The following is an 11266-nucleotide window of genomic DNA, read 5'->3' as shown; positions in this document are numbered from 1 at the left end:
CAATACCGGCAGCGTCGCCAATAACGGCCTCTACACCGCTGACACGACCAACACGGCCTCCGGCAGCATCACCAACACCGGCATCTGGAGCACGGTCACCGCTCCGTTCGCCAATGCTGGGACGCTCGTCACCACCGGCGCCCTTAATGGCGGCTTGGCCAATACCGGTACCGTCCAGGCCTCGGGCCAGCTCAACGGTGCGGTCTCGAATGCGGCCGGTGCGACCTTCGCCCTGACGGGCGCCCTGACCGGCGTGACAGCCTTCGCCAACAACGGCCTGCTCGATCTCGGCGGCACCGCCTTCACGGTCGGCTCGCTGTCGGGCACCGGCACGACTGCGGTGATCCGCAACGGCGCTCTGACCACGGGCGGCGACAACAGCTCGGCGAGCTATGCCGGCACCATCGCCAACGGCGCGGCTGTCACCTCCCTTACGAAGAACGGTAGCGGTAGCCTGACGCTGACCGGAGCCAGCACCTATACCGGTGCCACCACGGTGCAGGCCGGTACCCTGACGGTTGCGGGCAGCCTCGCTTCACCCGTAAGCGTGGCCAATGGCGCGCTCCTCGCCGGGTCGGGCAGAACCGGCAGCCTCACCGTCGCTTCAGGTTCGAGCGTCGCTCCGGGTGCAACGCCAGGCGCAGTCGGCACGCTGCAGGTCTCGGGCAACATCCTGTTCTCGAACCAGTCGCTCTTCCAGGTCGACGCCACGGCGCTCGGCCAGTCGGACCGGATCGCGGCGAGTGGTACCGCCACGATCCAGGGCGGTACGGTCCAGGTCACGGCCCAGCCCGGGCTGTTCTCCCCGAGCTCCAGCTACACGATCCTGAGTGCGGCAGGTGGCGTGACGGGACGGTTCTCGGGGGTCACCTCGAACTTCGCCTACCTGACGCCGTTCCTGACCTACGACGCCAACGACGTCGCTCTGCGGCTCGCGCGCAACGACCTGCAATTCGCCACGACGGCGCAGACCCGCAACCAGAGGGCTGCTGCGAATGCAACCCAGCAGACCGGCGTCGGTGCGCGCCTCTACGACGCGGTCGCGGTGCTGTCCGCACCGCAATCGCGGGTGGCTTTCGATGCGCTCTCGGGCGAGATCCATGCGAGTGCGGTCACGACGCAGTTCGAGAATGCCTTCCTGGTGCGCGAGGCGGTGCTCGACCGGCTGCGCTGGGGGAGTGCGACCGGTTTCGGCAACGACACGCTTGGCATCGGCCAGCGCTTCGCGCCGGGCACGACCCTACCGGCCGCCTACACGGCCGACCTGCCGGGCCGGGCCAGTGCCCCGACACCGGTCACCGCACTCCTCGTCGATCCCAGCCCCATCGCCGTCTGGGGCCAGGGCTTCGGCGCGTTCGGCGCGACGGCGAGCGACGGCAACGCCGCTCGCCTCGCCCGCCAGACCTCGGGCTTCGTGCTCGGGACCGACGCCCGGGTGGAGAACAACTGGCGGCTCGGCGCAGCCGGCGGCTACAGCTTCACCAATTTCGACGTCACCGGGCGGCAATCCTCGGGCACGATCGAGAGTGGCTATGGCGCGCTCTATGCCGGCGGCCCTCTTGGCGGCCCGCAGAGCCCCCTGCAGTTGCGCCTCGGCGCGACCTATGGCGGCAACAGCCTGACCACGCGCCGGGCCGTCGCCTTCGCCGGCTTCGGCGAGAACGCGGGCGCCCGCTATGGCGGCACCACCGCGCAGGGCTTTGGCGAACTCGGATACCGGATTGGCGCGACGGCAGCGTACTTCGAGCCGTTCATCGGTGCCGCAGCGATCCGCATCGGCCGCGATCGCTTCACTGAGACCGGAGGCGCCTCCGCTCTGAGTGCGCAAGGACGCGACTATGACCTTGCCACCTCGACCATCGGTCTGCGGGCGGAAGCACGGCTCTCCGAAGTGTTCGCCACCGGCATGCCGATCATGGTTCGGGCGCTGGTCGGCTACCGCCGGGCCTATGGCGACGTGGTGCCCTCCGCACTGCTCGCCTTCGCGGGTGGTCAGTCCTTCGTCTCGGCCGGCATCCCGATCGACCGCGATGCACTCGTCGCCCAGGCCGGGCTCGACTGGCAGATGGCTCCGAGCACGACATTGGGCGTGGGCTATACCGGCCAGGTCGGACAGCGCGCCCGGGATCACGGTGTGAAGGGCAACTTCGTCTACCGGTTCTGAGGGGCGGTCATCCACGAGGCCCGCGGGATCACCAAGGCCCGCGGGCCCTCGCTTGCCGGCGGGCCTGCCCTGTCGCTCTTCTCGTTCCTCTCCGCAGGCCAGCTGCCATGTTCCGCTTCGTCAAATTCCCCCGGACGGCATCCCTTTCGCTTGCCCTCCCAGCCATGGCCGCGCTGCTTGCCGCCGGGCTGACCGGGCCGGTCGGTGCCCAGCCAAACAGGCCTGCGACTCCCGCTGCTCCCCAGGCGGCCCCCCAACCCGTTCCGAAGCCCGTCCCAGCCGAGCCCGGCGCGACCGCGGCGACCTTCGGCGACTGGGTTCTGCGCTGCCAGCGCGGCGGCACGGCGGAGAAGCCGGTCCGCCTCTGCGACGTCGGCCAGACCATGCAGGTCCAGGGGCAGAACCAGCCCATCGCGCAGATCGCCATAGGCAGGGCCGCTGCAGGCGAGCCACTGCAGGTCACCGTCGTGCTCCCGGCCAACGTCGCCTTCCCAAGCACCGTACGCCTGCTCGCCGAGGAGAAGGACACCAATGGTGTCGAGCTACCCTGGCGGCGCTGTCTGCCCGGCGCCTGCATCGCCGATGCTCCGGTCAAGGAGGAGGCGCTCAAGCACTGGCGCACCGCAAGCGAACCCGGCCGCATCGTCTTCAAGAACGCTGGCGATCAGGAGGTCGCCATTCCGCTCTCATGGCGAGGTCTCGCGCAAGCGCTCGACGCGCTTGCAAAGGAACGGAGCTAGGTTGGCGCTCGGTGCCGCGCTACGCGAATGTCAGCTTCAGACAGGCGACGCGCCTAAGCAGGCATTCTGGCTTCGGCTAGAGCAGTTTTCTCTTAATCCGGCTCATAGCCTGCTGCGGGTCAGGACGAGGACGGACAGATGGGAACGAAGCGGCACAAGCCGGAGGATGTGGTCGCCAAGCTACGGCAGGCGGACGTGTTGATTGCGCAGGGCCCGAGCGTGGCCGATGTGATCCGGACCCTCGGTGTGACCGAGGTGACGTACGACCGCTGGCGCGAGGAGTTCGGCGGCCTGAAGACGGATCAGGTCCGGCGGATGAAGGACTTAAAGGTCGAGAACCAGCGGCTGCGCAAAGCGATTGCCAACCTCACGCCCGACAAGTTGATCCTGCAGGAGGCGGCAAAGGGACTCGAAGGGCAGCGCCGGCAAAACGTCTGAGCCCCGCGCGCCGCCGTGCCTGTGTCGAGCATATCGTGCAGACGATGAAGGTGTCCGAGCGACTCGACACTGAGCGCTAAGTCCTTGATGATAATCTTGCAAGCGAGTGTGCGGTCGACCTCTCCCTCATGCCAACGACCTTCCAGCGCATCGCCACCGCTCTGCGCCTAGCCCCCCTGTCAACGCAGCACGTCGCCGAACTCGTCACAGGAAGCGGGTTCGCGCTCGACAGTTTCGTGGCCGCCCACACGTTCCTGGTGCGTCCGGGCTCCCGCATCGATGTCGAAGCCTTCCTGCCCTTTCTATTTGGGTCCTGGTTCACCTGCCCAGTAACGCTTGACCTGCCGGGCTTCGCGCGGCTGGCGAGTGCGCCCGTGCTGGACCGCCGGGGGCTGGCCAGACTGGCCGGCTGCCTGGTGAGCGCGCAACTCGCCAGCGATCCGGACCGAGCGCGCGATCCGTCATTCTGGGCGGTCGTGTTGCCGGCCCTGCGCAAGGTCGGACATCCGTACCTGTTGGTCGGAGACAGTCATTCCGCAATCTGCCGGATCAATGGATCGAGTCCCGTTCGGCCGATCATTCCGGTCCACCTGGCGTGCACGGCCGGATCCGCGATTGGCCTAGCCAATCCGCGTTCCCGCTCTGGCTACGGGGATCGCCTGAACGCGCTGGCAGGGGCCATCCGCAAATCCGGGGAAGGCCGCGGGCTACCTACCCTGCTGCAGTTCGGCCAGGTCGACATCGAATTCGTCTTCACCTACCGGCGCATCGCCGCCAAGCGGGCTCGTTTCGACCGCGACGAGTACGACGAATTCTGCCACAGGGTCGCGGCATCCTACGGCGGATTCCTTGACACATGTTTCGATATCCCCGGTCCCGTGCGGCTCCTGTCAGTCTTGCCGCCGGCTCTCTCCGATGCCGCCTGGGCCGAAGGCTACGTCGACAGCCACGTCGAAGTTGTAGAGGAGGGGTTCGGACCAGAGGCGGTCCGGTCTCTTCAGATCCCGTCATGGGCGGAACGGACCGCCTTGCACGTCGCATTCAACGACCGGCTGGCCGCGCTCTGCGCCGACCGGCAGATGACCTTCGTCGATCTGTGCCGATGCCTCTTGGCCGGTCGACCAGTCGTCGATGAAGCCTTGATTACCCTGTCCGGCGGCCGGGACCATCACCTCGACATCGCGGCTGCACAGGCCCGGCTGCGATCCCTTGTCGAGCGAAACGTGCGCGACGCCTATCGGGCAGGCAAATGACGGACGAGAGCGCTTGCCTGAGCCGCTGAGATGAAGTGCCACGCGAATGACCGAGACGTTACAAAGACGATAAAATCAGATTAAACGTGTCAGCAAAGGGTGCCGCGTCACGAGCGCACTCTCAACTGTATCGTATTAGACCATCCCTTTGGAGAAAGTCGTTGTTTTCAAACATATTTCGCAAGAAAGTTCTTTCTAAAGAACAAAAAGAATTCTGGTCTGAAAACGGCTTCCTTGTAATCGAATCTTTGATACCGCAGGAAAGTGTTGATCAACTTAATGAAGAAATCGATGCACTAAAAAGCGGGTCTAAATCTTATCCTGGCGTAATCGTTGATATAAGCTCTGGATCTAAGGCTGGGCAGCGCTTGAAGTTAGAGGACGTCCCACAGGATGGCTTTAACGGCCCTCTCAAAATCAACGACCTGTTCCTGTATTCGCCAGCCGTCCGCGCCTGCAATCTCCATCAGCAGCTACGCAAAATCCTCGACGAGCTGCTCGACGGCGAGCCGATCCTCTTCAATTCACTGAACTTCATCTATGGCAGCACGCAGGCCGCGCATTACGACAGCTGGTTCATGCCGCCGCGCGTGAAGGACAAGATGCTAGCAACGTCGATCTGCCTCGACGTGCATCACGACGACAACGGCCCGGTTTTCTACTACCCGGGCAGCCACAAGATCCCGCCCTTCGTATTTCCTCATGGCGGCATCGCCAAACTAGATGCCGACCTCGCGCCAGCCGTGCAGTATGCCACTGAGACCTCACGTGACTTGAAGAAGGAACTGTTTCGCGGCAAGCCGGGAGACGTTCTGATCTGGCATGGCCAGTTGCTACATGGCGGATCTGCAATCAATAGTATGCAAGACACACGGCGCAGTCTGGTCAGCCACTATCTGCGAGTGAAAGATGTGCCAGTCTCTGCGAGAGTAAAAAAAGAGGAAGGCATGGTCCTGAAGCGTGAGGCGATTAAGGTCGCCGGGTAGGTGATGTGACAAGATCTGTCCTCTATATTTCGGAAGAGCAATGCGCCGCAGCAGATGGCGCCTAGCGAACTGATCGACGTACTCGGCCGGCTCGACATTGATCGAGTGCGGCAGCATCCGGTGAGGCGCGACCCGCCACGCCAAACTGTGAACTCGGATTGCATCAGGGAAACGGTCGACCTGGACGTAAGGAAGCGAAGGGCGATTGCTTGCATCGTGACGGCCTTCGTGGATCGAGGCGCGCCTTTCAGCTTCCAGATTGGCAAGCCTCGCAGCTTGCCTGGCACGTCACGGTAGAAGGTCAGATCCTCGAAGAAGCGGATGCACCTTGGCTCGATCGCTGTCGTCTTGCGCCCGCTGATCATCAGGGCGCCGCAGTAACCGACCCGCAGCGTCCCATGCTCTGGATGGACTACGAAAAGCTGGGCTGCCATCCAGCCGAGCGCATGAGCCTCTGCCCTGAACCGATGGAGTCGATCGCCGCGCCTTGGACTTCGCCCCAGCGCTGAGCGTTCAGGAGGCGGCATAGTGAAGCGTTAGGGCTGAGCCGCTGATTGGCATCGCGCCAGCCGGCGACTTCAGGCGGGAAATCGTTGAGCATGGAGCGGAATAAGGCCGTGGGACCATGTCGGCTATGGTCTGTCGACCACTTCAGCAGCTTATCGTCCTGCGAACCTTCTGAAGCGATCACAGCCCAAGTGCTAACCGACTTGAGAGCTTCGCTTTTCCTGGGTAATGCATGACTGCGTTGACGCAAGTAATTACAAGCTCAAGGTGATAAGGATGCGATTTTTTGGGGGGCGGAGAGGTGCAAGTAGCGTTCATATGTGGCCGAGCCTGCCCGATGTTGACTTGGGCGAAGTAGGTTCGTCGATAGAGGCTCTTTCTGAAAGATGGAAAGCATATAGGTCAAGACAAATCAGTCGATGGATAAGTGATCATGACGATATGTGGTTGGGAGATTTTGAGAGCTATATAAGCGATGGCGAGACCGGCGTCCGTGCGATCTCCGAAGCGATGGTGCTTTCGGGAAGGACGAAATTCCAGAAAATTTTGGATCTTCCTTGCGGCGGCGGTCGAGTGACTCGTTTGCTCAAAAACTTCTTTCCCGAGTCCCAGTTATGGATAGGTGAAATTGTTGACCCACTCCGTGAAGATGTCTCGCGCGAATTTGCGGCACGTGAGCTGATATTCAATCCTGATTTCTCAAACGTTCCCACTGAGAAATTTGATTTGGTTTTCTCTGGATCGTTATTAACGCATTTTGACAAAGATATGTATAGCAATGCAATTAATTTCTACATAGAAATTCTCAATAAAGGTGGGATTGCTGTACTGAGCACGCATGGAAGAAGTGATGCAACGAGAATTTTCAATTCTCAAGAATTTCCAACTGTAGTTTCAAATTATAAAAAACATAGAAAATTCGCAAAAAATATTCCAGATATCATAGAACATAGTTTGGATCCTCAGCGCGCTAAAGATGATTTTTCTACGGGCAGATTTGGTTACTTTGCCTCCCCACATTTTTCCGATATCTATAAACAGAGTTATGGCGGCTCGTTTGTAGCGCCATCCTGGGTCATGGCAATTATACAAGCAAGATCGGATTGCTTAATTCTCGGATATAAGGAAAGAAGTTATGGAAAATCGCAAGATATAATCACTTTGCTTAAGTTGTAACATCAAGAATAAGAATTTTGACGACTATCGGGCTGCGCGAGCACAGGGAATTATAGACTCGAAAAAGCCCGCCACGGCGAGCCCGGCGGGCTGAAGTGCTTCTCAGTTCCAATGCTGACTGGATACCTTAGTGGCTCGCTGAGGGCGTACCTGCTCCCTTGGACCCTGGCGACGACCCGGAACCCGCATCGTTGGCTCCTGTGCTGTTCGACGTGCCGGATCGGCTTGCTCCGCCTGTGTTCTGTCCGGTCGCTGATGAGCCAGCGGATGCACCAGAGCCCGCATCAGTCGCACCTGTCGCGTTTGTTGTGCCCGAACGGCTCGTGCCTGATCCATTCTCAGCCGCTTGAACAGCGGTAGCGACCAACAATGTGCTCGCAAGCGTAACAGCAAAGGCTTTCATGGCGTATCCTCCTGTGTCTGCCCGTGGGCTGCCGAAAACCCAGGAGGCGTGTCACCTGTTCCAGTTCGTGAGATGAACACTTCCCGAGCAACATGGTCAGCCGATGACTTCTACGGCCCAGAGCAACAAAAAGTCCGCCACGACGAACTGGGCGGGTCAAGGTTGCGCTGGTGATGGGAGGACTCAGCGTGCGGCAACCACAGGGCGCCGCGTCGGTTCGGTCCAGACGCAACAAAGCCCGCCCACGTCAGACAGACAGGGCGGGCTCTGAGGTCGAGCGGCGATCAGGCGAGAGCACTGCCCGCATCCGCGAAATGGCACCGTCATCATGGCGGATCAATTGGCAGAAAGAAGCCCGCCACGGATAACTCCGGGCGGGCTGAAGACATTGGTGGGTGTCTCGGTACACGCCAGCACTATGCAGTGGCATGGTTAATGATCCGTAAAGATCAGTCGCACTCGCCCCCGCCGCGACGCAGGGTGCTCTGGTGATCAAAACCTATCGCTTGTCGCCCGTCGCAATGGCTGCGCGCGATCCAAGGTCGTCATTGCTGCCAGTTCGCTCATTGCGCAGAAGCAGCCATTGGTAAGGCTGCCGCTTCAGTTCCGCGTCGGCAATCAACAGTCCTCCGAAACCGGACATCGCCCGCATTGAGCGTGGATCCATTGTTTCTTCAGGAACGGTTCAACGCGTCGGGTTGTTTTTGGCGCCCTACTGGTAGGTAAGGGAGTGAACGACATGAAGCGGACCATCATTACTCTCGCGGCCACGCTCACGCTCACGCTGACGGGCGCCGCCTTGGCAACCGAGAGCAGCTCGGGGCCTGGTGCCTCGTCCTAGTCCCCAGGCCATGAGATGCAAGACAAGGGCAGCAAAGCAGGCAGCCCCGGTGCCTCCGGCTATGCCCCTGGCCACGGGGAGAGCGACATGGGCTCGATGCGTTCCGGTTCGGGCAGCTCACGAGCGGGTCCGGCCCGAAGTCCGGTGGCTCGTCATCTCACTAAACCGACCAGCTGCACCGAGTCGGTCTGGGCTGACCCGGACCCACTCACGGCAGCGGCGAGCACGAGGTTGGTGGCATGGCTCGTCTTGTCTTTTACCGGATCACTAAACGCCGGCACGGGCATTTTGCTGTGGCGGCAGAGATGCCGCCCGAGCGTACGTTGATCCGCGAGGGCTTAAGGTCCTGTCGGAAGTCGATGCCGCGCTGGAGACGCTACGCCAGATCGCGGCGGTGTGTGCGATGACGGTGCGATACAGGTCCTGACCTTCTTCGCTTCTCAACCCGTTGCACGGTCGCCATGGAGCCTGCGGCGGCGCATATCACTGAACGCGGGAGCAGATGGCCCTCGGCCATACGGTCCGTCTGATCCCCCGGCCTACGTCAAGCCGTTCGTGAAGCGCCACAAGACTGATGCGGTCGATGCCGAAGCGATCTGCGGAGCGGCGCAGCGGCCAACTATGCGCTTCGTGGCCGTGCAGAGTGCCGAGAAGCAGGCCTCCAGCCTCGTGTTCCGGACCCGGGATCTTCTGATCCGCCAGCGCACCCAGCTCATCAACGCCATCCGCCGGCATCTGACCAAGTATGGCTGGATCGCGCCCCAAGGGGCTGCCCACGTCGCCGTGCTGGACGATCTCCTGGACGAGGAGATAGCCCCCTCGCTGCCGCCCGCTGCGGTGGCGATGTTCCGGATGATGCTGGACCTTCTGGCGGGCCTGGACGAGCGGATTGCCGGTCTCGACCGGGAGATCGCCCAACATGCTTGCGAAGACGAGACGGCGCACAGGCTGATGACCATCCCTGTGATCGGTCCGATCACCGCCACCGCGCTGATCGCCCTCGCTCCCGCAGCCGAGACCTTCGCCAAGGGACGTGACTTCGCCGCCTGGCTCAGCCTTGCGCCGCGTCAGCGGTCGACTGGCGGTATGCAGAAGCTTGGCGCGATCTCGAAGATGGGCGAACGTACGCTCCGGCGACTGCTCATCATCGGCGGCAGTTCAGTCGTGCATTAGGCAAGCCGACGCGGCGCGCCGAAGGGATCGTGGCTGGAACAGACGCTGGCGCGTAAGCCGCGCATGCTGGTGACGGTGGCGGTGGCCAACAAGATGGCCCGCATCGTGTGGGCCTTTCTGGCGAAGGGCGGGAGTTACCGAGCTCCGGTGGCGGCTGCGGCGTAAAGCCGAGGTTGGCGCCAGAGGCTGTCGGAGACGCGACGTTGGTCGAAGGAGGGTATGGCACAACAGTCGGCGAGACGAGGCCGGAAGAGCCAGAAGAAATCCACGTGCCACCGAGTACGCTTGGGTGAAGTGGTTCCGGTCCGCGAACTCCCATAGGGGCCCGCAGTCAACGGCTGCATCGAGAGGCCGGACAGATGGCAGCATCCGACATCGTGCCACCCGTCAGAAAACCACTTGCGTCCGAGGGGGCGTCCACAGATGGATTTCTGCCTGTCCGCTTCTGAGGCAGAGCTCGAATGAGCAGACGCCACCGCCGCGTCCGCTTCGGCCCATAGGCGGCCGCCGCAACGTCTGCTTGCGAGGTTTCGACAACAGCCGCATTCTTTGCTCTCCCGAGTAATTGGGAGGGCTACGATGGCGGCGACGGACAAAGCCTTCACGGGATCAATCCCCGAGCTGTACGAACGTCACCTCGTTCCACTGATCTTCGAGCCTTACGCCCAAGACTTGGCCGAGGAGGTGCGCCGGTTGAAGCCCAGCAGCGTCTTGGAGACCGCCGCAGGCACCGGCGTCGTTACTCGAGCGCTCACGGCAGTGCTGCCTCCCGCCACCCGCTTGGTGGCCACCGACCTCAACACGGCCATGCTCGACGTCGCGCGCGCCCACGTCCCTCGCGAGTGCCCCGTCGAATGGCGACAAGCCGATGCCTTGGCCCTGCCTTTCGAAGACGAGACGTTCGACGTGGTGACTTGCCAGTTCGGGGCCATGTTTTTTCCCGATAAGCGTCAGGGGTTCAGGGAGGCTTGGCGCGTCCTAAGACCCTCGGGCCGCTTTCTGTTCAGCGTATGGGACGACATCGGTGCGAACGAGTTTCCCGAGGCCGTGATGCAAGCTCTCGCCGACGTGTTTCCTGACGACCCTCCTCGCTTTCTTGCGCGCACGCCATACGGCTACTGCGACACCGCTCGCATCATCGAGGACCTGACGGCCGCTGGTTTTGCCGATGTGAGATCTGAGACGGTGGAGCACGTCAGCAGGAGCGAAACGCCTCGCGAGCCTGCCCTGGCCTTCTGCCAGGGCACACCCTTGCGAGGTGAGATCGAGGCGCGAGACGCCGCTTGCCTTGAGGAGGCCACGCAGCGAGCCGCAGAGGCGCTGGCAAAGCGCTTTGGGGAGGGCCCGATTCAGGGCCGGATACGCGCGATCGTGTTCTGCGCAATACGATGACGGGCTGCTCCCTGCCCAGGGCCGAAGTTGCCGGACGGCCGACGAGTGGCCGCTGTCGGGTAGCCCTGAACGGCTTCGGGACGCCCAAAGTGGGTCGGAAGCAGCCGGTCTTCGTACGTAGCAAGCGTCGGAATTGAGCCACTAGTGGTAAAAACCTGACGGATGGCACCTGCCCGAAACGTCCGAGAAGGGT

The 11266-nt window shown here is 62.1% G+C and carries 7 protein-coding genes and 1 pseudogene; all 8 read left to right on the top strand.

Annotated elements, in window-relative coordinates:
- Positions 1-2164, top strand: a 2164-nt coding sequence (locus tag MGN01_RS22260) for an autotransporter outer membrane beta-barrel domain-containing protein (protein ID WP_147048993.1), incomplete at its 5' end; no start/stop codon positions are given.
- 107 nt (positions 2165-2271) lie between these two features.
- Entirely contained in the window at positions 2272-2904 is a 633-nt protein-coding gene (locus tag MGN01_RS22255; protein ID WP_147048992.1) for an invasion associated locus B family protein, read from the top strand.
- 138 nt (positions 2905-3042) lie between these two features.
- Positions 3043-3404: pseudogene (locus MGN01_RS22250) on the top strand (transposase); the annotation flags it as partial.
- Between the two features lie 66 nt (positions 3405-3470).
- Positions 3471-4595, top strand: a complete 1125-nt coding sequence (locus MGN01_RS22245; protein WP_210246098.1) for a hypothetical protein — start codon at positions 3471-3473, stop codon at positions 4593-4595.
- A 161-nt stretch (positions 4596-4756) separates the two neighbouring features.
- A complete protein-coding gene (locus MGN01_RS22240; protein WP_170246119.1) occupies positions 4757-5581 on the top strand; it encodes a phytanoyl-CoA dioxygenase family protein in 825 nt (274 codons plus the stop codon).
- 852 nt (positions 5582-6433) lie between these two features.
- Positions 6434-7264 carry a methyltransferase domain-containing protein gene (locus tag MGN01_RS22230; RefSeq protein WP_170246118.1) on the top strand — a complete coding sequence of 277 codons (831 nt, stop codon included), beginning with the start codon at positions 6434-6436 and terminating at the stop codon, positions 7262-7264.
- Between the two features lie 1799 nt (positions 7265-9063).
- Positions 9064-9681 carry an IS110 family RNA-guided transposase gene (locus tag MGN01_RS22220; RefSeq protein ID WP_373319232.1) on the top strand — a complete coding sequence of 206 codons (618 nt, stop codon included), beginning with the start codon at positions 9064-9066 and terminating at the stop codon, positions 9679-9681.
- Positions 9682-10260: 579 nt separating this feature from the next.
- Complete coding sequence (locus MGN01_RS22210; RefSeq protein ID WP_147048987.1) at positions 10261-11073, top strand: class I SAM-dependent methyltransferase; 813 nt, start codon at positions 10261-10263, stop codon at positions 11071-11073.
- Positions 11074-11266 lie beyond the last annotated feature (193 nt).

Origin of the sequence: Methylobacterium gnaphalii (assembly GCF_007992215.1) — a bacterium.
Classification (GTDB): Bacteria; Pseudomonadota; Alphaproteobacteria; order Rhizobiales; family Beijerinckiaceae; genus Methylobacterium; species Methylobacterium gnaphalii.
The sequence above is the reverse complement of the archived record's forward strand: the minus strand, read 5'-3'. Positions and strand labels throughout refer to the sequence as shown.